The organism is Dyella sp. SG609, assembly GCF_012275375.1.
Taxonomy (GTDB): Bacteria; Pseudomonadota; Gammaproteobacteria; order Xanthomonadales; family Rhodanobacteraceae; genus Dyella_D; species Dyella_D marensis.
Window position 1 is genome coordinate 1 of the sequence record NZ_JAAZQJ010000012.1, and the last position, 25,044, is coordinate 25,044.

A 25,044-nucleotide genomic window follows, 5' to 3' on the forward strand; every position below is an offset into this window, starting at 1 on the left:
GCCATGGACATCTGGGAGGCCTTGCGCCAATGATGTTCGAGGCGGCTAACTCAAAATCCAGTAGCTAACCGTCTACGAAAGCGGGGGCGTACCAGGGTTTTCCGAATCGATTTGAACCGAAAGCGGGTACGCCCTGATCTGGGTTGCGCTGTGTGCTAGGTCAATAACGAGCTCAGGTTCACTCATGGCTTCAGAAGTGAATCTGCCTCCATCGAGTTGCAGTCCATAAGCTTGAGGTGAGTGATGAACTATCGGCGCATCGCAGTCTTCTCGCTCTGCATACTTCTCGCCCTGATTGTTCCGGGCACGATCCTCGCCGCGCTGTTGGGCTGGAGTCCTTCCCTTTTTGGCGATGGTTCGATGGCGATGAAGGGCAACTTTCGTCTACTCGAATATGTTCTGACTGGCTTCGCTGCGATCTTTGTTTACACGTGGTTTCTGTGGCCGATCACCAAGCGATTGCTTGCCCATGCGCTTATAGCCTTCCTCGCAGTCGAGGCGCTTCTACTCGTCTGCGGCTTACTCTTGGGCGGCTCAATCCCCGGCGTATTTGCAGTGCGCGCATTCTTGACTGATGCGCTCTATGCGGCTATTGGATGGGTGCTGGTATATGGATGGCGAGCGGCGATGAAGAAGGGCGAGTTGGCCTGACCTTGTAGCGGGCGCCGAATCGGCAACTCTCATACGGGACACTCAATAACGATGAACCTCGCTCCATTGACACCTGTGGTAGTAGGCGCTGTCCTCGCAGCGGTCGGCGTTCTGAGATCTCGGGCTCGTCATCAAGTGGTCGACGGTCGCCTTGTCTACAAATTCCCCCCCGGCGCTCGCTTACCTGATGTTCGGTATCGGACTTCTCTTCGTCGGCGCGCCTTTCTTGCCCGGCGCCGCTGGAAACATGGACTTCCTGAAGTTCGCGAGCTTCCTCTGGCTGTTCGCGCTGTTTGCGGCAAGCGTTGGCGCCTACTTTCTGAAGTATCGCGTGACGATCGAAGGTGGCCGCGTGTCCGTGGGCAGTTACTTCAAACGCGAGTTCTCCATATCTGACATCGTTGAAGTAAGGAGAATCGATGGGAGTCGAAGCGCTCAGCTTGAGATTTCGCTTCGCAATGGCCGCAACGTAACCATCTCAGGTCTGGTGGCTGACTTTGATAGCCTCGCCAGCCTGATTACTGGCCATGGCGGACGATAGTAGTTGGATGGACTCGATCACCTAGGCTTTGCCGATACGCTTCCTGGCGCTTACGCGCCAGCGTGAGTCATGCATCTTCAATGCGCTTGAAGCAAGCCAAGCTTCAACATCTCACGTCGCAGTGCTTCAGAATTCCCTTCCTTCGGCCAGCCAATGACTTCTCCGGTCACCTTCCCATCCTTGAGAAAGATAAAGGTGGGTGTCTGCCAGATGCGAACCTCAGGCCAACCGTCGGCAGCGTAGGCGATAGTCATCGGCGTGCTGACGTGCTTTTTGTTCCAGTCCTGGAAAGGGGCGAGGTCGACGCCACGGTCAGCCGGTGCTACCCATATAGACGCTGATCCAAAAGCCTTCGCCAAGGTGGCATCGGATTCGATGGCGGCCGTGGCGTTCTGTGTGAAATGGCAAAGTGGATGAGCCACCACGAGGATGCGGGCTCCGTTGTCGAGGTCGACTTGGCTTCCGGATACTTCATTGCCGATGGGGTCCACCTTTAGTACTGCGTGGCGCACGTCACCGACCGGCGCGCCACGATAGGCGATGGGCTTTGCCAAGCCCGCGTCCTGATGCCTGGCATAGAACGCTGCCATTTCATCGAATTTCCGGCCTTGGAACAGGGCGGCGTAGAATTTCTCGACTTCGCCGGCGGATGCATCGTGACGGTCTTCCAGCGCCGCGATGACCCGGCGAAGATCCGAAAGATGCGCATCCGTGGTCTCGTAGAAATCCACGGATGCCGCTGCCATGAACATGGCGTGGAGGTCCCGAGATGTCACCTTGGCCAAGTCCGTCGACGCCACGCTCTTGAACAGCTTGGCGTAGCTAGCGGAGATCAGATGGGCTCTGTCCTCGGACCCGGCGTTATCGCGCGATACCTTTTCGAGCTCCAGATAAGCCTTCTCCCAGCTGGTGAGCTCGTCGTCGCCTGCTCGCACCGAAACTGAAAAAAGAACGCTTGCGGTCACTACAAAGAAAAACAGCAGCCGAGCCAACATGCAGATTCCTCTCCGACCCATCTAAGAAAGGGGGCGGGATACGCCCCCCTTTCATCGTTCAACAATTGCTGGTGCACGCGGCCGTGTCGTCCGTCATGCAGGTATGACCACCCGCGCAGCGGTAGCCCTTCAGGGGCTCGAGCAGCGGCGTGATGCCAGTGGCATTCGTACGTACACCGTTCCTTTGCAGAGTATCGGTCGTCATGCGCTCCCTTCGGCTTTCCCCCTGCAATGAAGATTAAGGCGGTAGCGCATGAAGCATTCGGTGAATGCCGGTCGTAAAATATCGCGACAGAAATCATTGCACATTGCAGCCGAGCTCTCGCTTCGGACCACTTACCTCCTTGCAAGTGATGGATTCACTCATTACGCCCCATCGTCATTCCGGCGCAGGCCGGAATCCAGTGACAGAAATGCCCGATGATCGCGCTGTCGCAAAGACGCAACGTCTCAGCCGCAATAGCGCACACGGATCGCTTCGATCAAACCATACCGCCACTGGATTCCGGCCTACGCCGGAATGACGAGCAAGAACATCAGTCAGGGCTCACCGGCAGTTAGACCTTCGCTTGCACCTGCTGCCACTGCATCCGCAGATGCGTCTGCGCCGCGCACCGCGTGTGCACACATTGGGGAGCAAAAATTGCCAGGAGGGCAGGAGTAGTTAATTGGAGACAATCATGGCTCCGCGGCTTCGGACTCCACCTCCCCCCGCACCTGCTCCCACTGCATCCTCAAATGCGCCTGCACCGCGCACCGCATGCCCATATCGATAAACACCCCAATCCCCTCCAACATCACCGGCAGCCGGTCCGCATCGACCTCGCCGCCTTCTCGCACCAGCTCCGCCAACAACCGGACCGAGCTGCACGCGTACTGCAACCACTCCGTGGCGTCATTCAACAGCGCATCCGGCCCCGCCTCCGGGTCGGTGTAGTAGATGGCGTGGCGCACGATCCAGGGTTCGCCGAAAACAGTGTCCATAAGCAACTCCTTGCTGGATGCCGCGGCCCTCGTCCGAGAACGGCACGCCGCTGAAAGCTCGGCGTGCCGCGACCATACGGACTCGAGGGGTCACCGGAGGCCCACAGGATGGGCGCCGGGCGGCTTGATGGATGAAATGTGTGGCGGTGTCAGGAGGTTTCGCCGTCGCGCAAGGCGACGTGCCGGGTAAGACGGCTCGGAATCTTTCCTGCGAAAACTCTTAAACCGCGGTGCTTCAACCGTGTCCGCGTGGTCGTCGGACAGCCCGAGTGGGTGGTGAGGATGCCGCCGAGGGGATCGGCGGGCGGCCGTGTGCCGTATGATCTGGGGTAGCCATGATCAACTCTCTTTCAGTTGGTGATGGTCAGCGGGTCAGGGGTGTTGACGCACCCTTGGCCCGCGCTCTCACGACATTGCTGCCATGGTTGCCCGCGACGCGTCTTCAGCAACAACGCGGGCAACGCGAAGAAAACTAGCAAAGCAACCTGGGGTTGTCTGTAGTCCGGCACCCGCATCGCAACCGCGATGCCGCAAAAGCTGCATGGATGCGTACTTTGCCAACTGCATTTCGGTCTAATCCGAGTGTCGGAAGCAGAGGGGAATGGGGAGATACCATTGACCTTTAGCTCTAGTGGCTCGGCTCAAGCCGATGGCCCTCCACTCCGCCAGCGTGTGCAATGCGGAGAATTCTCAACGGATCATTCGCCATCCGCTTCGACAGACGGATCGCGCGTATCAGGGACAAGGCCATATGCCAATCGAGAATGAAGTCTTCGAGAACTGCGCACCAGAAGAGATTTCCTGGGAAGATCAGGTCTTCGTCTTCTGCACCTTTCGCGGGATCCGTGGCGAAGGCTTGCATAACGATGCTTCCTTTATCGACTGCACCTTTGAACAATGCGATTTCTATCTATGCATGTTCAACGTGGCGGCCTTAGTCGGCGTCACCTTCAAGCATTGCGACTTCCATGGAGGCTCGTTCGCCGGCTGCCGGCTGGTCGAATGTGTATTCGATAATTGCAACTTCGGGAATGACAACATGGGCGGAGAGTGGAGAGCCGACGGCTCCCGTTGGTACGGATGCAGCCAGCGGGATTGCGAAGGGTTGGATACCGAGCTGGTTCCCGTAAGGAGTTTGGATTGCTAGCGCTGTGCATCAAAGAGGCCGAAGCTGGTCAAGGTGGAATAACGGCACCCGCCCCCCTTGGCAACAAAAGAGATGGCGGTAATCCAGTGAAGTGATTACCGCCGTTTTTTACGGGCAATCCGGCCCAGGCGCACCCCACACCTCCTGTGGTAAACAAGCCGGCGGTAGTCTGCCCAGCCTCCGTCGCCGCACCGCCAAGGAAAGGATCCGGTCCATGACGTTCCGCATCGCGCCTTACGCATTCGCCGCCGCTTCAACGCTTTTCAGCCTGTCGTCCTTCGCCGCCACCGGATCGCCCCGTCACGCCGGCGAGACGGTGATCGAAACCGGCGTCGCCGCGGCCAACGACGGCACCACCATGCCCTACGAAATCGGCACGCTCTACGTGCCGGAGAACCGCGCCAAACCCGGCAGCCGGCTGATCGGCGTCGGCTTTGCGCGGGTCAAGGCGGCGCACCCCACCAAGGCGCCGCCGATCGTGCTGCTGGTGGGCGGCCCGGGCGTCACCATGCTGGACATCGTGCTCGACCGCGACGACACCGCGCGGCGGCGTGTCAAAGCCTGGCAGGCCTATGCGCAGGTGGCCGACCTGATCGTGATCGAGCAGCGCGGCTATACGCTGCGCGGCGACCGCATGGAAATCCCCAGCAAGGCCTTGCCACTGGACCGGCCCACTGTGGCGGCCGACGATATCGACGTCACCCGCGACCTGGCCCGGCGCGCGCAGGCCGCGTATCCGCAGGCCGATCTCTCCGGTTATTCCATTAACGAGATTGCCGATGACGTGGCCGATCTCAGCCACGCGCTCGGCTACGACAAAATCAGCGCGCTCGGTGCGAGCTTCGGTTCGCAATGGGCATTCGCCGTGATGAAAGCCCATCCGGGGCTGGTGGCGCGCGCGGTGATTACCTCGGCCGAGCCGCTCGATTACGGCTACGACATGCCTTCGCAGGTCTACGCCGTCTATCAGCGCATCGCGTGGGAAGCGGACCAGGACCCCGCGCTGAAACCCTGGCTGCCGGCGGGCGGCCTGGTTGCCGCCATGTGGGAGGTGCGCGAACGCCTGGCCAAGGCGCCGGTCACCGTCACGGTGAAAGACGCCAACGGCAAAACGCAGCGCGTGGTGCTCGGCGTGGAGGATTACCAATCCGCATTGCTCGACGCCTCGCAGCACGCCGCCACCTTCCCGCGCTTCGTACTCAATCTCTATCACCGGCATTACGACGCCTGGGCCAAGGACGCCGTGGCCGCCCGCGCGGGCGAGCCGCGTTCGCTGATCAATCCGCTGATCAATATCGGCCTGGATATGAGCGCCGAGCGCAAGGCGCTGCTGCGCACCGACCCCGCGCTGCCGATAATCGGCAGCTGGAATTTCGCCGGTTATCTGGCGACCAAGGGCGAGTGGGCCACGCCGGATGCCGGCGACAGCTTCCGGCGCCCGGTGCGGGACACGACACCCGTATTGTTCGTGCAGGGCGATTGGGATCCATCGACGCCGATGGAAAACACCCTCGCCATGCTCCCCTGGTTCCCCAACGCCCGCATGATGATCCTGCATCGCGCGCAGCATGGCGGGACGTTCCAGTGGCTGCGCACGCGTCCGGAGTTGGCGGCGAAGGTGTATGACTTTCTGCGGACGGGGGAATTCGGGGATCTGCCGAGTGAGGCGGCGTTGGATGCGGTGGCGTTTGAGAAGCCGGATGTGGCGGTGCCGAAAGGTTCGGGGACAGGCAAGCGGGAATAACTATCCGCTCCGCCGATTCAGCACTGTTGCATTGCGCTTTAACTTAAATACCAGGGGAAGAACATGGAAAACACATCAGGCGGCGGCCGCAAAGCAGTCGTACCGCCGGAAATCGACAACTGGAACTGGGGCGCTTTCTTCCTCACCTGGATCTGGGGCGCGGCAAACAACACGCCCATCGCGTTCCTTATGTTCGTGCCCATCGTCAATATCCCGATGTGGGTCATTCTTGGCATCAAGGGCAGCGCGTGGGCATGGCAGAACAAGCGCTGGGAAAGCGTGGAGGCTTTCAAGCGCTCGCAGCGCAAATGGGCCATGTGGGGCCCGGTTGTCCTGGTCGCGCTCGTACTGGCGGTCGGCGGCCTCTTCTGGAGCGTCATTTCCATCATGAAAAGCTCCGATGCCTACAAGCTCGCTGTCAGCGAGGTGCAGGCCAGTACCGAGGTGTCGCAGCTCTTGGGTACGCCCATCACACCAGGCATCCCTACCGGCAGCATCCAGGTGTCGGGCGCTGATGGAAGGGCCAACCTCGCTTTCAATGTGGAAGGCCCCAAGGGCAAAGGCAGGGTCTACATTCTGGCGGTGGAGGCCATGGGGAAGTGGCACCTGAATCAGGCGGTGTTCGAAGACGATGCGACAAAAAATCGGATCGACCTGAACGCGCAAAGCGATAGCGAGAAGTAACGGCCGCTCGGAGACAAGGTACATGGCCATCAAACGAATGGACAACATAGGCATCGTCGTCGAAGACCTCGATGCGACCATCGCCTTCTTCCGCGAGCTTGGCCTCAATCTCGAAGGCCGCGCCACCATCGAAGGCGAATGGGCCGGCCGCGTCACGGGCCTGGGCGACCAGCATGTCGAGATCGCCATGATGAGCACGCCGGACGGCCATAGCCGGCTCGAACTTTCCCGCTTTCTCGCGCCGGCTGTCGTCGCGGATCACCGCAACGCTCCGGTGAATGCCCTGGGCTATCTGCGCGTGATGTTTGCCGTGGACGACCTTAATGACACGCTCGAACGGCTGTGCAAGCACGGCGCGCAGCTGGTGGGTGAGGTGGTCGACTACGGGAACGTTTATCGGCTGTGCTATATCCGCGGGCCTGAGGGCTTGCTCATCGGGCTGGCCCAGGAGCTCGGATAAGGGAAGGGAAGGCCTTGAACACTCGTCGTCTATCCATCGTCGCACTCGTGCTTGTATTGCTGCTGCCGGCCATGGCCTGCGCGGGCAAGGACTCGCTGTCGGACGCCATGACCCGGCAGTTGCAGGTCAACCGGCAGCGTTACGGTACGGCGGGGCAGGCGTTGCTGGTGACGCATAACGGCAAGGAAGTTTTTCGCGGCGTGGATGGTTATGCCAATCTCCAGGCCAAGGAAAAAATTACCGCGCGCACCGTCTTTCCGGTTTATTCGCTGAGCAAGCTTTTCGTCAGCACGCTGGTGATGCAGCTGGTCGAGCAGGGTACGGTGGATCTGGATAAACCGGCCAGCGTTTACTTGCAGGGATTGCCGGATGGCTGGCGCGGAATCACGGTGCGCCAGTTCCTCAATCACACTTCCGGCGTGCCGGATTATTTTTCCGACAACGAGCAGCCCACGGCTTTCCCTGCCAGCATGCAGGACGTCTTCGCATCGCTTGGACCTAAACCGATGCTGTTCGCGCCCGGCACCCGTGCGCGCTATACGCAGACCAACTATCTGGTGCTGTCGGCTTTGCTCGAAGCGCATTACGGCCAGCCTTATCCGCAGATTGCGGGCGAACGCATCATCCGGAAACTCGGCTTGAAGCACACCTGGCTGGGCCGGCCCTCGCTGCCGGCCAGCGGCGTCGCCCTGGGTTATCTCGGCAAGAACGGCAAGCCGCAGCGGGAAACCGAGATTGCGTGGCCGGCCTACAGCTATGGACATGCGGAGCTTTACCTCACGCTGGACGACCTCGCGAGGTTCTTGCAAGCGTTGAGTTCCGGCGAGCTCGTAAGCAAGGCTTCGCTGCAGCAGTTCTGGCAGCCGCAGAACTTGTCCGACGGTCGCCGGGGCGACTTCTCCACCGGCTGGGAATACGGCGAGAGCGGGGCTTATCGGCATGCCGGACATGACGGCGGTGCGCGGGTGCGGGTACGCGTCGTCTACAAGGACAGCCTCGACGACGATACCTATGTCTTTATCTATCTGAGCAATGGCAGCGCAAAGAATGTCTGGTCGCGCACCTTGATCGGCAGCGCTATGGCCACGGTAGCGCCGGACAAGTTTCCGGCGGAAGTGCTGTCGGAAAAGCTCATTGTTTATGCGTTGGCGTCGTCGACTGGGCCGGAAGACGGCAAGAAGATCCGGTCCGGCACGTCACTCCAGGGCGAAGCGCTTGAACGCACCATCAACAACACCGGCTATGCCGCGTTGGAATTCCTCAGCGCGGACGCGGCCATCCGGGTGCTGGCGCTGAATACCGAGTTCTTTCCCGCATCCGCCAATGCGTGGGATAGCTTGGCCGATGGGTACAAGGCAAAGGGCGAGCAGGCGAAGGCCCAGCAGTTGTACGACAAGGCGCGGCAGCTTCAGGCCGATCAACAGCAAGGACAGGCAAAGCCATGAAAGAAGTGTCGTTCACCGGTGGGTCGCGCATTGGCTGGGTAAATGCGTCATGGCCATTGGCAACACTGACCGCCCGCACGCAAGAACTCAAGCTTTCAACGCTCGGGACCTATACGTTCACCGATCAGGAAGTGGTGTCGTTCGAGCTCTATGGCTCCATCCCTATTCTGTCCAGCGGCATTCGCATTAACCACAACCGGTTGGACTATCCGGAGAAAGTCGTCTTCTGGTGCATGGGAAACAGGGAGGCGGTGCTGGATGACATCCGCTCCGTGGGTTTCAGGCCGCAAGGCAAGGCGGTCGATCGGCCTTCCGGTGTCGCCTTCCGCTGGAGCGTTGCCCTTCTGGTCATCGTGGTCTGGAATGTATTGCTCCTCGGCGACAACCAGTTCCACCTCGCCAGCCGGCCGGGCCTGCCGGGGCCGCTTACGGTGCTGGCGCTTGTTTCGGTGTTTGCTGTTTCGTCGGCGCTGCCTTATTCCGCCGGGCTGCAGCGCGCGGTGTTGCGGCCTGGCCGCTCCATCAACGAAATAACGCCGTACCTGCGGCTGCTGCAGCTGGTCACTGGCCTGGTGTCGCTGGGTATGGTGATTTCGCTGTTTGCTACGTGGAGTACGTAATAAAAATGGGGGGCGGGTCCAATTAATAAAGATAACTGCACCTGCCCCCATTAATTCCCACCTTGCAACGCATCGCGCCGTTGGGGTTCGCCTTCGGCTCACCCCAACCTACGGTGGCGACGTCGGGTGCCGGGCTCCTCGTTGGCCGAAGTTATCCTCAGCGCATTCAAGCAAGCCGCGTGCGCTTGCCACCCACCATGCGATTAACCACCTCCAGCCCGCAGAACGACGGTTCGTCGCCATGCTCGCCCGCTTCGATCCACGCGATCTTCGCCCGCAGATAGCTCTGCAGCTTGCCCAGCTGCGTTGCCTTCTCGTCCACCTGCGCCAATTGCGCCTGCATCACCGCCAGCCGCCGTGCCTGATCGATGCCGCCGGCTTCGTATTCCTCGTTCAAGATGACGATCTGTTTCAGCGTAAAGCCCAGTTGCTGGCCGACCTTGATCAGGGCGACGCGATCGACGTCGGCCTCGTGGAATTGCTGGTAGCGGTTGCTGCCGGACGCGCCGGCGCTGGGCCTGATCAGTCCGAGCTTGACGTAGAGGCGTACGGCGTCGCGCGTCAGCCCGGCGCGCCGGCAGAATTCAGCGATCAGCATGGCGTAGGCCTTGACTAGGGGGTATAGGCCCTAGTTTAGGCTTAGGGTCCGCAAACCACCAAGTGACTGGCCATGAGCAAAACCGTACTGATTACCGGCGCCTCGTCGGGCATAGGCGAGGCGACCGCGCGCCGCCTTGTGCTGGAGGGATACAAAGTCTACGCGGCCGCGCGCCGGGTGGACCGCATGAAAAGCTTGTCCGACGCCGGCATTCAGGTGCTTCCGCTGGATCTGACCGACGACGCTTCGATCGTCCAGGCAGTGGAAACCATTACCCAACGCGAAGGGCGCCTGGATGCGCTGATCAATAACGCCGGCTATGGCTCATACGGCTCGCTGGAAGACGTGCCCCTGGACGAGGGCCGCCGCCAGTTCGAAGTCAATGTCTTCGGCCTGGCCCGCCTGATCCAGCTCTGCCTGCCCATGATGCGCGCGCAGCGCTCCGGCACCATCGTCAACATCACCTCGATCGGCGGCAAGATGCACGAGCCGCTGGGCAGCTGGTATCACGCCACCAAGTTCGCGGTGGAAGGCTTGAGCGATTGCCTGCGCATGGAGCTGGCGCCGTTCGGCATCGATGTGGTGGTGGTGGAACCTGGCGGCATTCGCACGGAATGGGCCGGCATTGCCCAGGAGGGCATGCTGCGTTACTCCGGCCACACCGCCTACGCCGAACAAGCCGCCATGCATGCGCGCCTGTTCGCCGCGAGCGACAAGTCGTCGATGGTGTCGCCGCCGGATGTCGTAGCCAAGACGATCGCACGTGCGCTGCGCGCTTCGCGTCCGCGCACGCGTTACGCCACAGGTGGAGGCGCGCGGACGATCCTGTTCCTGCGGCGCTGGTTGAGCGATAGGGCGTTCGATGGGTTGATGCGGCGGATAGAGAAGTCGCTGGCCGGCGCCTGATCCAGAGGCGACGGCGTAGGTTGGGGTGAGCCGCAGGCGAACCCCAACATCGGCACCTTCAAGCGCATCGCGATGTTGGGGTTCGCCGTTGGCTCACCCCAACCTACGCCGGTAGTGGCGGTTAAAACGGGACGGGCTGGACTCATCCCCATTAAATGCAGATTCAATCAAGGCGCTACCCCCAAGCCTCGATTCGGCCATAAATGCGTGCCAGACTGTTTTCGTACCTTGGGGGAATATCTATGGATCGGAAACTGTTTGGCGGCCGCGTCTTTGGCGTGGTCGGTTTTGCGCTGTGCGTGGCGGTCTCCCTGGCCGGTTGCGGCCATCACGAAAGCGATAAGCCCGCCTTGCAGGGGCACCCCGCGCCGGCGTCCTCGGCGGGGCAGGCGGAAAAGGCTGCCTTTGCCCTGCTCAGTGCAGGCTCTCGTACCGAGGACACGCGGACGGAACTGGCTTTGGTGTTCAACGCACCGCTGGCATCCGCACAATCTTTCGACAAGCTGCTTTCGGTCGCCGGCCCGAATGGCGAAGCGATCAGCGGGAGCTGGAGCCTCAAGGACGACGGCAAGACGCTGGTATTTCCGTTCGTGCAGGCCGACCAGCATTACGCGGTGCAGGTGCGCGGCGGGTTATTGGCGGCCGACGGGCGTTCGATCGGCGCGGATCAGAAGCACGATGTCTATTCCGGCAATATGCCAGCTGCCGTGGGTTTTGCTTCCTCGGGCAGCGTATTGCCTGCGCGGGGATCGCGCGGCTTGCCGCTGGTGTCGATGAATGTCCACGACGCGGATATCGAGTTCTTCCGCGTGCGCGATGACGCTATCTCGGATGTGTTCTGCGCCTTCCCCGCCAACAAGCATCGCAACAATTACGATCTCGACCACGAGATCACCAACTGGAATCGCTGCAACGACCAGAAGCGCACCCGCCGCCCCATCACCGACATGGGGGAATCGGTCTACGCCAATCATTACACGCTGGGCGGCGAGCCGAATGCCCGCACCATCACCTATATCCCGGTGCAGAAAGTGGCAGAGCTGGCCCAGCCCGGCGTCTACATGGCGGTGCTCAAGCAAGGCGGCACGTACTCGGGCAGCTATGACACGGCGGTGTTCTTCGTCAGCGACCTGGGCCTGCATCTGCGCGTCTATCGCGACAACGCGCTGCTGCATGTGGCGTCGCTGCATGACGGCTCGCCGGTAAGCGGCGTCGCGGTGGAGGTGGACAATGCCGATGGCACCGCCAAGGTGAAAGCCACCACCGACGACAACGGCAACGCGCTGATCGCCTACAAGGTCGACCCCACCGACGTGCTTATCGCCCGCAAGGGTAAGGACGTCTCCGTGCTGCCGTTCAATCGGCCGGCGCTGGATATCTCCAACTTCGACGTGACGGGCCGCAAGCAGGCGCCGTTCGAAGTGTTCGCCTGGTCCGGCCGCGACCTGTACCGCCCGGGCGAGACCTTGCGCGCCTCCGCGCTGCTGCGCGACTACGACGGACGGGCGATGAAGCAGCAGGCGCTGTTCGTGCGCCTGAAGCAGCCCGATGGGCGCAGCCTGGTCGATACCAAGCTGGATCCGAAAGACCTCAACTATTTCGAACTGAGCCGCACCATTCCGGAGGACGCGCCCACCGGCCTGTGGCAGCTGGAGTTCCGCCTCGATCCGGCCAGCAAGGAAGCGGTGCAGGCTTTTCCGTTCCATGTGGAGGAGTTTCTTCCGGAGCGCCTGAAGCTCGATCTCTCCAGCCCGCAGGCGCGCCTGGCGCCGTCCGAGCCGCTGAAGCTGGCGGTGTCTTCCAGCTATCTGTATGGCGCGCCGGCCGATGGCAACCGCGTGACGGCCAAGCTGCTGGTCAAGCCCGAAGTGCATCCGCTGCCGGCGTTGGCCGACGTGTTCTTCGGCGACCCGCTGGTGGATCTGCCCAAGGATGCCGCGGACGTGCTCGACGCCAAGCTCGACGCACAAGGCCATCTGGAACAGGACATCGACCTGCCCGACGAAGTGAAGCCCGTGGCGCCGCTGACGGCGACGTTGTCCGGCAGCGTGTACGAGACCGGCGGCCGTGCGGTGACGCGCATGCTCAATCGCGTGTACTGGCCGGCGCCTGCCTTGACGGGCGTCCGTCCGCTGTTCGATCCCAAGCAAGGTGCGCCGAGCGAGGGGCGCGCTGCATTCGAAGTGATGCGTGCCGATATGGACGGCAAGCTGGTGGCGGGCAAGCACTTGAAGGTGCGCCTGCAGCAGGAAAGCCGTGACTTCTATTGGCTGTACGAACACGGCGACGAATGGAAATCCAACGCCAACGTGCAGCTGACGCTCGTGGAAGAGAAGGACATCGACGTCGCCGCTGGCCAGCGCGCGAAAGTGGACTTCCCCGTGCAATGGGGCGGCTATCGGCTGGAGGTTTATGACCCCGAAACCAAGCTCACTTCGGTGTTCCCGTTCTTCGCCGGCTATAGCTGGGAAGACCAGAACACCGGCAAGGAAGCGCGCCCGGACAAGGTGAAGCTTGCGCTGGACAAGGCCCGCTACCGCGCCGGCGACACCATGAAGGTGACGGTGACGCCGCCGCACGATGGTCCGGGCCTGCTGCTGGTGGAATCGGATCATCTGCTCTACAGCCGCACTATCGACGCCACCGCCGGCGCGACGTTCGAGATCCCCGTCACCAAGGAATGGGAACGCCACGATGTCTACGTGGTGGCGACGGTGTTCCGCGGCGGCGATGCTTCCGAAAAGACCACGCCGGCGCGCGCCATGGGCGTGGAGCACGTGGCGATGGAGCGCAACGACCGGCGCATTTCGCTGAAGCTCACCGCTCCGGCACTGATGCGCCCCGGGCATGCGCTCGACGTGACGGTGCAGGCGGAAGGTCTCTCCGGCAAGAAGGCTTACGTCACTGTCTCGGCCGTCGACCAGGGCGTGCTCAATATCACCAGCTATCCGGTGCCGGACGCGTGGGCGTGGATGTTCGCCAAGCGCGCGTTGAGCGTGGAGGCTTACGATCTGTATAGCCGCGTCATCGAGGCGATGGAGGGTGCCGAAGCCAAGCTGCGCTACGGCGGCGATATGAGTGGCAAGGGTTTGCCGCACGGTGCGCGCCTCAACCCGAAGGTGCAGATCGTCGATCTGTTCGCGGCGCCGGTGCAGTTCGATGCGCAGGGCCGGGCGACGGTGCATCTGCCGGTGCCCGACTTCAACGGCAGCCTGCGGCTCGCCGCGCTGGCCTATGCGGACGAGCGCTTCGGCAACGCCGACGGCGCGGTCACCGTGCGCGCTCCGCTGGTCGTGGAGCCGAGCACGCCGCGGGTGATGGCTGCCGGCGACAAGGCGAAGATCAGCATCGACCTGAAGAATCTTTCGGGTAAGGACGGCGTTGCCAAGGTCAGCGTGAAGGCGGATGGCCTTATCAAGGTGAGCGATGCCACCCGCAGCGTGCCGTTGAAGGATGGCGCCGGCACGACGTTGACCATGCCTGTCGCCGCCGATGCCGGCGTTGCCGTGGCCAAGATCGACATCCACGCCGAACTGAACGACTACAAGGTGGATCGCCACTTCGAGTTCGCCGTGCGTAACGCCTGGCCGGAAGTGCTGAGCACCGTGCCGATGGCGATCGAGGAGGGCAAGCCGGCACGCCTGGATGGCAGTGCGATGAGCGGCCTGGTGCTGCCGACGGTGCGCAACCGCCTGACCCTCAGCATGCTGCCGCCGCTGCCTTACAGCGCGGCCCTGCATGATCTGCTGCTCTATCCGTATGGCTGCATCGAGCAGACCACCAGCAAGGGTTATGCGGCGCTCTACCTCGACGAGAAGACCGCGCATGCATTGAACACGGCGGGCCTCGGCGAGGCTGCACGCAAGGCGGCGGTGGAGAGTGCGCTCGCACGCATCGCCTCGTTCCAGGCTGCCAATGGGCACTTCAGCTTCTGGGGCGGCACCAGCCCGATCGAGACCTTTACCACGCCTTATGCGGTCGACTTCATGCTCGACGCACGCGACGGCGGTTTCGCCGTGCCGCAGGAGGTGCTGCAGAAGGCGCTGCAGCGGCTCAACGACGACCTGCTCGCCGGTGGGCATCCGTACTACTCGTACGAGCATCACGACCACATGCGCATCGCCGATGAGGCTTACTCCGGCTATGTGCTCGCCCGCGTCAACCGGGCGCCGCTGGGCACGCTGCGCGCGGTCTTCGACAACGAGCGGAACAAGCTGGTGGGTCCGCTGCCGCTGGTCCATTTTGCCGTGGCGTTCAAGCTGATGGGCGACAATGAGCGCGCGCAGAAGGCGATCCAGGAAGCGTTTGCCTGGGACAAGGAGCGCCCCTGGTACGTGGGTGACTACGGTTCCGAGCTGCGCGACCTGGGCGTGATGGTGTCGCTGGCCCATGCCTATGGGCTCAACAAGGCCGAGTACGACGCGAAGCTGGTCGGCTGGGCGCGCAACGCGACCACCAAGGTGAAGTCCACGGACGAGAAGGTGCCGTACTACCACTGGTCGTGGTCGTATCTGAGCACGCAGGAGCAGGTGGCGATCGCACGTGTGGCGCATACCTTCGACGCCGCGGGCCGCGGCACGCTTGCCGCCACGGTGCGGGTGGGCAGCAAGACGGAAAGCGCGCCGGAAGGCCAGACGATCTGGGTGCGCGATCTCACTCCGGCGGAATTGGAGAGCGGCGTGACCGTGCAAGGCGCCGACAAGGGCATCGTATTCGCCACGCTGGACGTGGCGGGCATTCCGCAGAAGGCGCCGGCCGCCGATGCCAGCCAGATCGACGTGCGCCGCAGCTACTTCACTACCGATGGCCATCCCTGGCCGGGCGGCAAGCTGCGCGAGGGCGACACCTTGATCGTGGAGGTGAGCATGGAAGCGCGGGTGGACATGCCCGATGCCTTGGTTACCGACCTGCAGCCCGGCGGCCTGGAGGTAGAGAACCTCAACCTGGGCGGCGCCAGGCAGTGGGAGGGCGTGGTGGTCGATGGCATCCAGCTCGCCGAGCACGAAGGTGCGGCCAACGTGGTGCACGAGGAGTATCGCGACGACCGCTATGCGGCAGCCCTCAAGCTGCGGCGTGGCAACGTGGCGCGCGTGTTCTATGTGGTCCGCGCGGTGACGCCGGGGACCTACACGGTGCCGCCGCCGCTGGTGGAGGACATGTATCGCCCTGGCATCCGTGGCTACGGTGCGGCGACGCCTGCCCAGCTCACCGTCGAAGAACCCTGAGTGTCGCTGGGCCGCGCGCTCCGCGCGGCCCGGTTGGCAACCCGATCGATGAGCACTTCCGCTCCCTCCAGCCAGAAGACGCCGCCTCGCCGATGGTGGCGTCGTTTATGGCGCGTGCTCGTCGTGGGTAGTCTTGGCGTCCTGCTGGCGGCGGTGCTGCTGGATCGCCTTTTCCCATTGCGCCTGCCGGCGCCGGATACCGGCAGCACCGTGGTGCTGGCGAAGGACGGTACGCCGCTGCGCGCTTTTGCCGACAGCGATGGCGTGTGGCGCTATCCCACGTCGGCCGGACAGGTGTCGCCGCTGTATCTGAAAGCGCTGCTCGCTTATGAGGACCGCGCGTTCTATCGCCATCCCGGCGTGAATCCGTTGGCCTTGGCGCGCGCGGCTTGGGGTGTGCTGCGTCATGGCCGTGCTGTCTCCGGCGGTTCCACCTTGACCATGCAGGTGGCGCGCATCGTGATGCCGATGCCGCATACGGTCACCGGCAAGGTGGTGCAGATCTTCCGCGCCCTGCAGCTGGAAGCGCATCTGAGCAAGGCGCAGATCCTGGATATCTACCTCAACCACGCGCCGTTCGGCGGGCCGATCGAAGGCGTGGAGGCTGCTTCATGGGCTTATCTCGGCAAGCCGGCACGACAGCTGTCGCATGCCGAAGCGGCCTTGCTCGCGGTGCTGCCGCAATCGCCCAGCACGTTCCGTCCGGATCGCCATGCGGAAGCGGCGCGGCGTGCGCGCGACAAAGTGCTCAAGCGCATGCAGGACGAGGGGCTATGGAGTGCGGCCGAGGTTGCGGACGCCAGGCTGGAACCGGTGGCCGCACGCTCGCTGCGCTCGCCGCTGGATGCGGCGCTGCTGGCGGAACGCCTGCATCGCGAGCAACCGGGCGAGCGGCGCATCGTCACCACCATCGACGCCAACCTGCAGCGGGCGGTGGAGGACCGCGTCAGCGAGTACCTGTCGCGCATGCCGCCGCGTACGTCGGCCGCGGTGCTGGTGGTCGACAACGCCACGCTGGAAACGCGCATCTATGTGGGCACCGCCGAGTTCGCCGATCCGCGCCGGCTCGGCCATGTCGACATGGTGCGCGCTTCGCGGTCGCCCGGTTCCACGCTCAAGCCTTTCCTCTACGGCTTGGCGCTGGACGATGGGCTGATCACCTCGCAAAGCCTGCTGGTCGATGCGCCGCAGGATTTCGGCGGCTATCGTCCCGCCAATTTCGATGAGGCGTTCCGCGGGCCGGTGAGCGTGGCGCAGGCGTTGCAGCAGTCGCTCAACGTGCCGGCTGTCGATGTGCTCGATCGCGTCGGGCCGAATCGCTTCGTGGCGCGCCTGGCCAATGGCGGCATCGATCTGCGCTTCCCGTCGGGTGGCTCGCCCAACCTGGCAGTGATTCTCGGTGGCGCCTCTACTCGATTGGAGGAACTGGTCGGTGCTTACTCCGCGTTCGCCAATAGCGGCGTGGCAGGCACGCCGCGCTACACGACAGCGCAGCCGGCACAGCCGCGGCGGCTGCTGTCGCCGGGCGCGGCATGGATCATCCGCGACATCCTTTCCAGCAATCCGGCCGACGTCACCGGCGCGCCGCTCGACGGTACCTTGAACGCGCAGAGCGCCATTGCCTGGAAGACCGGCACCAGCTACGGCTATCGCGATGCGTGGGCCATCGGCGTCACCGACGACTGGACCTTCGGCGTATGGATCGGCCGCCCCGACGGCACGCCGTCGCCAGGCCAATACGGCGCGGTGACGGCGCTGCCGCTGATGTTCAACGTCGCCAGCATGTTGCCGAACACGCATGCCAACCCGCGCTCGCCACGCCCGGCGTCGGTGAGTGCGGTAGATATCTGCTGGCCGCTTGGTGGCCTCGCCGGCAGCACGTCGCCGACGCTATGCCGCGACCGCCGCACCGCATGGACGCTGGATGGCGCCGTGCCCCCCACGTTTCCCGAACGCGATGTCTCCGCCTGGATGGGTGGCTTGCTGACCTTGCGCGTGGACGCGCACCAGCGCCGCCTCAGCGCCACCTGCCACGGCGCGGGCGAGCACACCGTGACCCTGGCCCGCTGGCCTGCGCTCGCCACCCCATGGTTGGCATCCGCGGATGCGGCAGCCTCTGCTCTGCCGCCGTTGGCGCCGGGCTGCGAACCCGATTCACTGGAAGTGGCCAACCCGATCCGCATCGCCGGCATCAGCGATGGCGCGGTGCTGCGTGCCGCACCCCATAGCGATGCGCCGCTATCCATCACCTTGCGTGCGCTGGGCACGGTGGAGCAGGTGCAATGGCTGGTGGATGGAAGGTTGCAGGGATCGAGCTCCGGTGCTGCCCCGATGCGCGTGGCGCTGCCACAGGCGGGGATGCATCAGATCACCGCGTTGGCGGACCATGGCGCCTTCGCGCACATGTCGCTGTCTGTCTTGCCGCCGCTCGTGTCGCCTGCACTTGGCCCCCGCTCGCGCTTGACGACGCCATAGGTTTCCCGCTGCCAGGTTTGAGGCGTCCGATGTGGCAATGAGAGGAAGGCAAGCGGCCTGTCCGCTTCTTCTTCCATCGCGGCGACCTTCATTCAATACGCCATATTGAACGCCGCCCGCGGACTGACAAACGCCCGCGTGTTATGCCCCGCAAAGCTCACCTGCGCCCCCACGATCAACCCATACTGGCTGTTGAAGTTGTATTCGATGCCCGGCGTTACGCTGAAAACCGAGCTGTAGTCGTCCGTGCGCTGCATGGCCCAGTGCCTGCCGTCCTTGCGGCGCACCTTGCCGTCGAGCCATGCGCGCCCCTGGCGGTTGGCGCTGACGTCCATGGCCAGCACCCAGCGCGGATCGATGCTGTATTCGGCGCCTACGCTGAGGTTGAACTGCGCGCCGGGGTGGTAGCGTCCGCGGAAGCCGCGCGGGGTGTTGTACACGCTGATGTCGCGCAGGCGCACGGCGGGTGGGCGAGGGCTCCACGAGAGCTGGCCGCGGATGCGCAGGGGGCGGTCGTTCGGCATCCAGAAGGTGCGCTGTGCGAGCAGCGAGAGGGTGGTGCGGCGTGCGCCGCTGCCCATGCCGTCGAAGGCGTGGTCGCGCAGCGAATCGTAGGGGGCGGTGAGCAGGTTGTGCTGGACGAAGAACGAGATGGCGGCGCGGGTGCCGTCGCGGCTCGGCGCCTGCAGCAGGTATTGCAGGCGCACCGAGGCGTCGGTGGCGCGCATGGCGGTGGTGTGCTTGCCGTTTTCGGAGGTGTGCGTGGCACCGAGGTTCAACTTGCCGGTGAGGCGCGGCGTGATGCCGTAGGCGATCGGCAGCAGCACCTGCCACTGCGAATACGGGTGCGCGAGCTTCCTGGTTTCTCCCGAGCGGTTGTAGCGTTCGTTCGCATACAGGTAGATGAGGTTGGGCGTGAGGATGAGCGCGCCCTTGCCCACGGTATTGGGATTGGACGTGACCAGCGTGCCGGTGTAGTTGATCTCGGGAAGGATGCGGTCTTCCGCAAAGGCGGCCGGCGCGAAGGCCAGCAGGAGCAGAGGCAGATAACGTGCGAATCCCGGTTGCTGCGCTTTCGTGTGCTGCATGAGCGTATGCCTCTCGCGTTAGGGAGAAGCTTGAATACACTCAGCCAGAAACCCGAATAAATGCGGCGAACTCCGAAATATTTGCGCACATGCGCGGCCGTATTCGCCGCAAGCCGCATGTGGCTTGGGCTAGCCACGATGGCTTAGGGAAGACTCCCAATTTTCAGTTGGCGTGCGGTGCTTCCGCCTGCGCCAAAAAATAAGGCCGGCATGGAGCCGGCCTTATCGAGCGGAACGCGGTGAGGCGTCAGCGCTTCATCGAGTTGAAGAACTCGTCGTTGGTCTTGGTGTTCTTCATCTTGTCCAGCATGAACTCCATCGCCGCCAGCTCGTCCATCGGATGCAGCAGCTTGCGCAGGATCCAGATCTTGGAAAGCATGTCCGGGTCGATCAGCAGATCTTCGCGGCGGGTGCCGGAGCGGTTGATGTCGATGGCCGGGTAGACGCGCTTCTCGGAGATGCGGCGGTTCAGGTGCACTTCCATGTTGCCGGTGCCCTTGAACTCTTCGTAGATCACCTCGTCCATCTTGCTGCCGGTGTCGGTCAGCGCGGTGGCGATGATGGTCAGCGAGCCGCCTTCCTCCACGTTGCGCGCGGCGCCGAAGAAGCGCTTGGGGCGCTGCAGGGCGTTGGCGTCGACACCGCCGGTGAGCACCTTGCCGGAGCTGGGCACCACGGTGTTGTAGGCGCGGGCCAGGCGGGTGATGGAGTCGAGCAGGATGACCACATCCTTCTTGTGCTCGACCAGGCGCTTGGCGCGCTCGATCACCATCTCGGCCACCTGCACGTGGCGCACGGCGGGCTCGTCGAAGGTGGAGCTGATGACCTCGGCGCGCACGGTGCGGGCGATTTCGGTCACTTCCTCCGGGCGCTCATCGATCAGCAGCATGATCAGATGCACGTCCGGGTGGTTGTACTGGATGGCCTGCGCCACGTTCTGCAGCATCATCGTCTTGCCGGACTTCGGCTGCGACACGATCAGGCCGCGCTGGCCGCGGCCGATCGGCGCCACCAGGTCGAGGATGCGGCCGGTGATGTCTTCGGTGGAGCCGTTGCCGCGCTCGAGATGGAATGCCTTGCGCGGGAACAGCGGCGTCAGGTTCTCGAACAGCATCTTGTTCTTCGATGCTTCCGGCGGGTCGCCGTTGATGTCGTCGACCTTCAGCAGCGCGAAGTAGCGCTCGCCTTCCTTCGGGTGGCGCACTCGGCCGGTGATGTAGTCGCCGGTGCGCAGGTTGAAGCGGCGGATCTGGCTGGGCGAGACGTAGATGTCGTCGGGGCCGGCCAGGTAGGACTCGTCGGCCGAACGCAGGAAGCCGAAGCCGTCCTGCAGGATTTCCAGCACGCCCTCGGCCCAGATGCCGCCGCCGGAGCGGGCGTGGGCCTTGAGGATGCTGAACACCACGTCCTGCTTGCGGGCGCGGGCGACGCCTTCCTGGATGCCCAGCGATTCGGCGAATTCCAGCAGCTGGATCGCGTTCTTGCGCTTGAGCTCGGTGAGGTTGATCAGGCGGTCGTTGCTGCCGGCGTCGGCGTAGTCGTCGTCCACCGGCAGGCCGTTGTTGTTGCGGACGTGCTGCTGGCCACCACCGCCACCCTGGCCGCGCTGCTGCTGTTGCGGCTGGTTGTTGTTGCGCTCGTGGCGCCGGCGGCGGCCGCGGTCATTGCGGTCGTTGCGGCGGTCGTTGTTCGGATTCTGGCCGCCCTGCTGCTGGGGCTGGCCGCCCTCGCGGGCCTGCTGCGGCGGCGCGCCCTCGCGGGGTGCGGCATCGCCCTGGAAGCTGCCGGGCGCCTGGTCCACCGGCAGGCTGGCCTGCACGGGGATGGGCGGCAGCGGCGGCGGCGGCTCGAACGCGGGCTTTTCCACGCGGGGCGCGCTCTCGGCGGCGGCTGCTGCGGCGGCTGCGGCGGATTTACGCGGTGCGCGGGTGCGCGGCGTTTCGGACGCAGTCTTGGGCTCGGCGCTCTTGGCGTCGTTCTGGTCTTGGCTTTCGATATCAGACACGGGCAAACCTCACGGGGCGCCGTTAATCACAGGAGGGAAGGGTGCGCGCGGGGCGCGAAGGGCGCGGGGGACGGGAGTCCCGACAGGCCCGGGGAATCTAACACCCGCCGCGCGGCGCCGTAAAGCGGGCGGCGGGTGCGAAAGATCCGGTATTCGGATCGAAGGCTCAGATCGACTTGTCGATCAGCTGCTTGAGCTGGCCCTTGCTGACGGCGCCGATCTGGGTGGCCTCGACCTTGCCGTTCTTGAACACCATCAGGGTGGGGATGCCGCGCACGCCGTAGTCGCGGGGCGTCTTCTGGTTGTGGTCGATGTTGATCTTGGCGATGCGCAGCTTGCCCTCGTACTCCTGGGCCAGTTCGTTCAGCGCCGGCGCGATGGCCTTGCAGGGGCCGCACCATTCGGCCCAGAAGTCCAGCAGGACGGGGGTATCCGACTCCAGCACTTCCTTCTGGAAGGCGTCGTCGCTCACGTGGGTAATCAGGTCGCTCACCGGGGTCTCCGATTGACAGGCGGGGGATGGTTTGACGACCGCGCGGCCAGCATCGGCTACACTGGGGCGCCCATGAAGCGCGGGTCGGACCGGAATAAGGAAGTGATGCCGTTGCGGCAGGCCTCCATTCCAGCGTAACTCAGGGCACGATTCAAGCGATTCAAGGGCCGCCTTCGCGGCAGTTCCGGCGATATAGGAAAACGGGCAAGGGGCCTGTTTCCCTATGTCGGCGGAACTGCCGGTCGCCTGGGCCCGCCACCTCGGCGCCAGTCGCGAGGCGCACCGCGGTAACCCGCGAGCCCTCGCCGCTGACCGGCCAACCCGTCGCGCTGGCCGGCGCCGCACCTTAACCCGTCCTTCAGGCTTTCCGACCGCCGCCGGGACAGGGCGAGCCGCCACCCGGCCGCCTACCTCACCGACTCTTATCCATGTCCGAAACCGTTCTTACCGATACCTTTTTCACCAATTTCGACCTCCATCCGCTGCTGCAGCAGGGCCTCGACGAGGCGGGCTTCACCCGCTGCACGCCGATCCAGGCGCTGACCCTGCCCATGGCCCTCACCGGCCGCGACGTCGCCGGCCAGGCCCAGACCGGCACCGGCAAGACCTGCGCCTTCCTGGTCGCCCTGATGAACCGCCTGCTGACCAGCCCGGCCGTGGCCGAGCGCAAGGACAGCGACCCGCGCGCCCTGATCATCGCTCCCACCCGCGAGCTGGCCATCCAGATCGACAAGGACGCGCGCAACATCGGCCGCCACACCGGCCTGAAGACCGCGCTGATCTACGGCGGCGTCGACTACGACAAGCAGCGCAAGCAGCTGCAGGACGGCTGCGACATCATCATCGCCACGCCCGGCCGCCTGCTCGACTACTACAAGCAGCACGTGTTCGGCCTCAACGGCGTCGAAGTGATGGTGATCGACGAGGCCGACCGCATGTTCGACCTCGGCTTCATCAAGGACGTGCGCTTCATCTTCCGCCGCCTGCCGGCGCGCGAGCAGCGCCAGGTGCTGCTGTTCTCGGCCACGCTCAGTCACCGCGTGCTGGAGCTGGCCTACGAGCACATGCACAACGCCGAGAAGCTGGTGGTGGAGACCGAGAACGTCACCGCCGACCGCGTGCGCCAGGTGGTCTACTTCCCCTCCAAGGAGGAGAAGATGCCGCTGCTGCTGAACCTGCTCGAGCGCACCAACCCGAGCCGCAGCATCATCTTCGTCAACACCAAGATGGCCGCCGAGCGCATCACCGACCGCGTGAAGCGCCAGGGCTACCGCGTCGGCGCGCTCTCGGGCGACGTGCCGCAGCTGAAGCGCCAGAAGCTGCTGCAGCGCTTCCAGGACGGCCAGCTCGACATGCTGGTGTGCACCGACGTGGCCGCGCGCGGCCTGCACATCCCGGCGGTCAGCCACGTCTTCAATTACGACCTGCCGCAGGACGCCGAGGACTACGTGCACCGCATCGGCCGCACCGCGCGCCTGGGCGCCGAGGGCGACGCGGTCAGCTTCGCCTGCGACCTGTACGCCATGTCGCTGCCGGACATCGAAACCTATATCGGCCAGCGCATCCCGGTGGCGGCGATCGATCCCGAAATGCTGGTGATGCCCAAGCCGCGCGAGATCGACGCGCAGTACGCCGCCGACGCCGCGGCCGACAGCGCCGCGTTCGGCGACAAGGTCGAGAGCCGCGAGAAGGACGGCGGCGGACGCGGTCCGCGCAGCCGCAGCGGGTCCGGCGAGCGCCGTTCGGGCGAGCGCCGCTCCAATGAGGGCCGCTCCAGTGAGGGCCGCCCGCCGCGCGAGCGCAAGCCGCGCGAAGCCGTGCCGGCAGCCGAGGAAGCCGTGCAGGCCGTGGCCGTGCATGCGCAAACCCCGGCCAGCGGCGATGCCGCCGGTGCGGAAGGCCCGAACAAGCGCCGCCGCCGCCGTGGCGGCCGCGGCCGCCGCCGCGAGGGTGCGCCGGTGGAGAACGCCGCTCCGGCCGCCGCCGCTGGCGAAGGTTCGCGCGGCAATCGCGACGGGCATCGTCCCCAGCGCGAGCGCGGCGCCGATGCCGGCCCGCGTCCGTCGCGCCAGGTGGCGGCCACCGCCGCCGTGCACGCGAAGGAAACTGCGCCGAAGAAGCCCGGTTTCTTCCGCCGCCTCGCGCGCTTGTTCACCGGCCGCTGAACCTGCTTGCCGCCGCGCACGCCGATCGCGTCGCGGCGGCCTGCGCGGTGATCGTTTTGCTGCGCGCATCCCTTATCCTTGCGGGCAGTGCGGCATCAGGGATCGAGGACACGCGGTGATCCGCTTCGACCAAGTCAGCAAACGCTACGAGGGCGGCCATGAGGCGCTCTCGCAGCTGTCTTTTCAGGTGGCGGCGGGTGAGATGGCCTTCGTCACCGGCCATTCGGGCGCCGGCAAGAGCACGCTGCTGAAGCTGCTCGGGCTGATCGAGCGCCCGTCGCACGGCAGCATCTCGCTCGATGGGCAGAACCTGGCCAAGATCGGCCGCGGCGGCATCCCCAAGCTGCGCCGGCGCATCGGCATGGTGTTCCAGGACCATCGCCTGCTGATGGACCGCACCGTCTTCGCCAACGTGGAACTGCCGCTGGTGATCGGCGGCGTCGCCCCGGCCGAGCGCGGCCGGCGCGTGCGCGCCGCGCTGGAGAAAGTCGGCCTGCTCGCCTACGAGCGCCAGCTGCCGGCCACGCTGTCCACCGGCGAGCAGCAGCGCGTGGGCATCGCCCGCGCCATCGTGGCCAAGCCCACCTTGCTGATCGCCGACGAACCCACCGGCAACCTCGATCCGCAGCTGGCGGTGGAAATCATGGGCCTGTTCGCCGAATTCCAGCAGGTGGGCACCACCGTGCTGATCGCCAGCCACGACCTGCCGCTGATCAAGCGCATGCGCAAGCGCGTGGTGGTGCTGGACCACGGCCGCCTGGTGGCGGACATCGCCTCGGAGGAGGTGCTGTGAGCGCCCCGCAGAACTTCGATGCGCC

Annotated in this window: 19 protein-coding genes; 13 read left to right on the plus strand and 6 right to left on the minus strand. The window is 64.4% G+C overall.

The genetic code is table 11. The features are described from left to right. Positions 1-243 precede the first annotated feature (243 nt). Positions 244-651 carry a hypothetical protein gene (locus FHW85_RS18255; protein ID WP_168649203.1) on the plus strand — a complete coding sequence of 136 codons (408 nt, stop codon included), beginning with the start codon at positions 244-246 and terminating at the stop codon, positions 649-651. 187 nt (positions 652-838) lie between these two features. After that, positions 839-1,192: a hypothetical protein gene (locus FHW85_RS18260; RefSeq protein WP_168649204.1), complete on the plus strand. Its 354-nt coding sequence runs from the start codon at positions 839-841 to the stop codon at positions 1,190-1,192. Positions 1,193-1,269: 77 nt separating this feature from the next. Here FHW85_RS18260 and FHW85_RS18265 read toward each other — a convergent pair whose 3' ends face one another. Together FHW85_RS18265 and FHW85_RS18270 are read right to left on the minus strand one after the other, a co-directional pair. Beyond that, positions 1,270-2,187, minus strand: coding sequence for a hypothetical protein (locus tag FHW85_RS18265; RefSeq protein ID WP_168649205.1), 918 nt, complete (start codon positions 2,185-2,187; stop codon positions 1,270-1,272). A 678-nt stretch (positions 2,188-2,865) separates the two neighbouring features. Next, positions 2,866-3,171, minus strand: a complete 306-nt coding sequence (locus FHW85_RS18270; RefSeq protein ID WP_167258549.1) for a hypothetical protein — start codon at positions 3,169-3,171, stop codon at positions 2,866-2,868. A 751-nt stretch (positions 3,172-3,922) separates the two neighbouring features. Here FHW85_RS18270 and FHW85_RS18275 point away from each other — a divergent pair. The 6 genes from FHW85_RS18275 to FHW85_RS18300 all read left to right on the plus strand — a co-directional run bounded on the left by FHW85_RS18275 (position 3,923) and on the right by FHW85_RS18300 (position 9,271). After that, positions 3,923-4,318, plus strand: a complete 396-nt coding sequence (locus FHW85_RS18275) for a pentapeptide repeat-containing protein (protein ID WP_168649206.1) — start codon at positions 3,923-3,925, stop codon at positions 4,316-4,318. Between the two features lie 214 nt (positions 4,319-4,532). Then, positions 4,533-6,062, plus strand: a complete 1,530-nt coding sequence (locus tag FHW85_RS18280; protein WP_168649207.1) for an alpha/beta hydrolase — start codon at positions 4,533-4,535, stop codon at positions 6,060-6,062. Positions 6,063-6,125: 63 nt separating this feature from the next. Next, the gene (locus tag FHW85_RS18285) at positions 6,126-6,746 is read left to right on the plus strand and encodes a cytochrome c oxidase assembly factor Coa1 family protein (RefSeq protein ID WP_168649208.1); all 621 of its coding nucleotides are present in this window, start codon (positions 6,126-6,128) and stop codon (positions 6,744-6,746) included. A 22-nt stretch (positions 6,747-6,768) separates the two neighbouring features. Beyond that, positions 6,769-7,206 carry a VOC family protein gene (locus tag FHW85_RS18290; protein WP_168649209.1) on the plus strand — a complete coding sequence of 146 codons (438 nt, stop codon included), beginning with the start codon at positions 6,769-6,771 and terminating at the stop codon, positions 7,204-7,206. A 14-nt stretch (positions 7,207-7,220) separates the two neighbouring features. After that, positions 7,221-8,651 (plus strand): serine hydrolase domain-containing protein, encoded by a 1,431-nt coding sequence (locus tag FHW85_RS18295; RefSeq protein WP_168649210.1) that lies wholly within the window; start codon positions 7,221-7,223, stop codon positions 8,649-8,651. Beyond that, the gene (locus FHW85_RS18300; protein ID WP_168649211.1) at positions 8,648-9,271 is read left to right on the plus strand and encodes a hypothetical protein; all 624 of its coding nucleotides are present in this window, start codon (positions 8,648-8,650) and stop codon (positions 9,269-9,271) included. The genes FHW85_RS18295 and FHW85_RS18300 overlap by 4 nt, the downstream gene beginning before the upstream one ends. A 166-nt stretch (positions 9,272-9,437) precedes the next feature. Here the strand turns inward: FHW85_RS18300 and FHW85_RS18305 are convergent, their stop codons facing one another. Continuing rightward, positions 9,438-9,869 carry a MerR family transcriptional regulator gene (locus tag FHW85_RS18305; protein WP_168649212.1) on the minus strand — a complete coding sequence of 144 codons (432 nt, stop codon included), beginning with the start codon at positions 9,867-9,869 and terminating at the stop codon, positions 9,438-9,440. A gap of 72 nt (positions 9,870-9,941) precedes the next feature. Here FHW85_RS18305 and FHW85_RS18310 point away from each other — a divergent pair, with 72 nt between their 5' ends. The 3 genes from FHW85_RS18310 (at position 9,942) to pbpC (ending at position 18,475) form a co-directional block, all read left to right on the plus strand. Then, on the plus strand, positions 9,942-10,775 hold the full coding sequence (locus tag FHW85_RS18310) for an oxidoreductase (protein ID WP_168649213.1): 834 nt from the start codon (positions 9,942-9,944) through the stop codon (positions 10,773-10,775). A 242-nt stretch (positions 10,776-11,017) separates the two neighbouring features. Next, positions 11,018-16,000, plus strand: coding sequence for an alpha-2-macroglobulin (locus tag FHW85_RS18315; protein ID WP_168649214.1), 4,983 nt, complete (start codon positions 11,018-11,020; stop codon positions 15,998-16,000). A gap of 48 nt (positions 16,001-16,048) precedes the next feature. Continuing rightward, positions 16,049-18,475, plus strand: a complete 2,427-nt coding sequence (gene pbpC, locus FHW85_RS18320) for a penicillin-binding protein 1C (RefSeq protein ID WP_168649215.1) — start codon at positions 16,049-16,051, stop codon at positions 18,473-18,475. A gap of 92 nt (positions 18,476-18,567) precedes the next feature. Here pbpC and FHW85_RS18325 read toward each other — a convergent pair whose 3' ends face one another. The 3 genes from FHW85_RS18325 to trxA form a co-directional block, all read right to left on the minus strand. Further along, positions 18,568-19,563 carry a hypothetical protein gene (locus FHW85_RS18325; RefSeq protein WP_168649216.1) on the minus strand — a complete coding sequence of 332 codons (996 nt, stop codon included), beginning with the start codon at positions 19,561-19,563 and terminating at the stop codon, positions 18,568-18,570. 247 nt (positions 19,564-19,810) lie between these two features. Continuing rightward, a complete protein-coding gene (gene rho / locus FHW85_RS18330) occupies positions 19,811-21,568 on the minus strand; it encodes a transcription termination factor Rho (protein WP_167252710.1) in 1,758 nt (585 codons plus the stop codon). Positions 21,569-21,734: 166 nt separating this feature from the next. Next, positions 21,735-22,061: a thioredoxin TrxA gene (trxA, locus tag FHW85_RS18335; RefSeq protein ID WP_167252709.1), complete on the minus strand. Its 327-nt coding sequence runs from the start codon at positions 22,059-22,061 to the stop codon at positions 21,735-21,737. Between the two features lie 428 nt (positions 22,062-22,489). Between trxA and FHW85_RS18340 the strand changes: the two genes are divergently transcribed. Both FHW85_RS18340 and ftsE read left to right on the plus strand, forming a co-directional pair. After that, positions 22,490-24,226 carry a DEAD/DEAH box helicase gene (locus tag FHW85_RS18340; RefSeq protein ID WP_168649217.1) on the plus strand — a complete coding sequence of 579 codons (1,737 nt, stop codon included), beginning with the start codon at positions 22,490-22,492 and terminating at the stop codon, positions 24,224-24,226. A 115-nt stretch (positions 24,227-24,341) separates the two neighbouring features. Beyond that, on the plus strand, positions 24,342-25,019 hold the full coding sequence (gene ftsE / locus FHW85_RS18345) for a cell division ATP-binding protein FtsE (RefSeq protein WP_167252707.1): 678 nt from the start codon (positions 24,342-24,344) through the stop codon (positions 25,017-25,019). Positions 25,020-25,044: the final 25 nt, after the last annotated feature.

Coding starts and splice junctions, on each gene's coding strand:
- FHW85_RS18325 (WP_168649216.1), bottom strand. CDS start 19,563: ATGCAGCACACGAAAGCGCAGCAACCGGGATTCGCACGTTATCTGCCT.
- FHW85_RS18255 (WP_168649203.1), top strand. CDS start 244: ATGAACTATCGGCGCATCGCAGTCTTCTCGCTCTGCATACTTCTCGCC.
- FHW85_RS18290 (WP_168649209.1), top strand. CDS start 6,769: ATGGCCATCAAACGAATGGACAACATAGGCATCGTCGTCGAAGACCTC.
- FHW85_RS18265 (WP_168649205.1), bottom strand. CDS start 2,187: ATGTTGGCTCGGCTGCTGTTTTTCTTTGTAGTGACCGCAAGCGTTCTT.
- FHW85_RS18260 (WP_168649204.1), top strand. CDS start 839: ATGTTCGGTATCGGACTTCTCTTCGTCGGCGCGCCTTTCTTGCCCGGC.
- FHW85_RS18280 (WP_168649207.1), top strand. CDS start 4,533: ATGACGTTCCGCATCGCGCCTTACGCATTCGCCGCCGCTTCAACGCTT.
- FHW85_RS18300 (WP_168649211.1), top strand. CDS start 8,648: ATGAAAGAAGTGTCGTTCACCGGTGGGTCGCGCATTGGCTGGGTAAAT.
- FHW85_RS18310 (WP_168649213.1), top strand. CDS start 9,942: ATGAGCAAAACCGTACTGATTACCGGCGCCTCGTCGGGCATAGGCGAG.
- FHW85_RS18340 (WP_168649217.1), top strand. CDS start 22,490: ATGTCCGAAACCGTTCTTACCGATACCTTTTTCACCAATTTCGACCTC.
- FHW85_RS18270 (WP_167258549.1), bottom strand. CDS start 3,171: ATGGACACTGTTTTCGGCGAACCCTGGATCGTGCGCCACGCCATCTAC.
- FHW85_RS18275 (WP_168649206.1), top strand. CDS start 3,923: ATGCCAATCGAGAATGAAGTCTTCGAGAACTGCGCACCAGAAGAGATT.
- FHW85_RS18305 (WP_168649212.1), bottom strand. CDS start 9,869: ATGCTGATCGCTGAATTCTGCCGGCGCGCCGGGCTGACGCGCGACGCC.
- pbpC (WP_168649215.1), top strand. CDS start 16,049: ATGAGCACTTCCGCTCCCTCCAGCCAGAAGACGCCGCCTCGCCGATGG.
- FHW85_RS18285 (WP_168649208.1), top strand. CDS start 6,126: ATGGAAAACACATCAGGCGGCGGCCGCAAAGCAGTCGTACCGCCGGAA.
- FHW85_RS18315 (WP_168649214.1), top strand. CDS start 11,018: ATGGATCGGAAACTGTTTGGCGGCCGCGTCTTTGGCGTGGTCGGTTTT.